Genomic DNA, 1,274 nt, shown 5'->3' on the forward strand with positions numbered 1-1,274 from the left:
CGGTATACAGGTAACGCTGTTTGGGGAGGGGCTTTAACGCAGGCTTATCGAGTTTGTCGAACAGTGATTGACGACTCGCGCCATACTGTTTCATCTCACGTTGGTTTAACTCATTCATGAGTTCTCGGATAGCGAGATTCAGCGCCTTGAAGGGATGGAAGGTTTGGTGTCGCAGCCGCATCATGATCCAACGTTCCACTAGGAGCACGGCATTCTCTGCCTTGGCTTTGTCTTTCGGTTTGTAAGGGCGAGCAGGCATCACTGCGGTTTGATAGTGATTGGCCAGTTTCTGATAGCTGTCGTTCAGTCTTGGCTCATAACGATTGGCTTTGGTGACCGCGCTACGCAGATTGTCGGGAACCAAGAGCTGTGGTACTCCACCGAAGTGCTCGAACGCATTGGCATGCGCCTCTAACCAGTAAGACTTTCCTTGGCTGGGGAAGGCTTCCACATAGGTGTAGTTGGACGCGCCTAAGGTCGCGACGAACACTTCCGCTTCACGCACTTCTCCTGTGTCAGGGTTGACCACCTGAAGCCTCGGCCCACAGTAGTCGATAAACAGCTTATCACCCGCAACATGAAGCTGGCGCATGCTGCGCTTTTGGGTTTTGAACCAGCGAGTGAAGTGCTCACAGAACTGAGTGTAAGCGTAAGCTTGCTCTTGATATTGCTCATGATATTCCTGCCAGAGCAACATCTTCGTCATACCTTTACGTCTAAGTTCGACAGCGTATTGAGTGAGATCTGGCATGACTTTATCGCGACTGGCTTTCTTGCTGTGATACAGCGCTTGCGTGAGATCAGCATCGCTGCAACTTTCGGGTAGAGGCCAGCCAAGTTGGCTTTGTTTAAAGCGAGTCAGGAGTTCCGATATGGTGGACGGGCCGAGTTTCAAGCAAGAAGCGATACCACGATTGGAGAGACCGCAGTCGTACTTAAGGCGTAATACCTCTTTGATTTTGTTCATTGGAGTTCTCTTTTTGGCCATTGTCGCTTCCTTACGTTCTTGTTTAAGAAGCAAAGAATAGCGAGTTATTGATTTAAAAGAGAAAAAGGAAGGATTTCGGGCATTCCGATCGCGGTTTTCGCTATTCCGATCACCGATTTCGGAGTTAGGCTAAAAGTGATCGGATAATCGCGGAATCAGTGATCGGTTTAAACCGAAATGGGTGATCGGATAATCCCGAAATGACTGATCGGAATGCTCCGAAATATGCACCCAATCCCTGAACAGATAGCTGGCTACATTAAATTACTAATAGATAGTGGTTCTA

1 protein-coding gene is annotated in these 1,274 nt (G+C 48.7%); it reads right to left on the minus strand.

Translation table 11 applies throughout. The annotated features are described in order from the left end of the window. Positions 1-988 (minus strand): IS21 family transposase (gene istA, locus R8O10_RS23850; RefSeq protein ID WP_318191778.1); only part of this gene is annotated, 988 nt, incomplete at its 3' end. Between the last annotated feature and the right edge of the window lie 286 nt (positions 989-1,274).

Source organism: Vibrio sp. 1727, from assembly GCF_033344415.1.
Taxonomy (GTDB): Bacteria; Pseudomonadota; Gammaproteobacteria; order Enterobacterales; family Vibrionaceae; genus Vibrio; species Vibrio alginolyticus.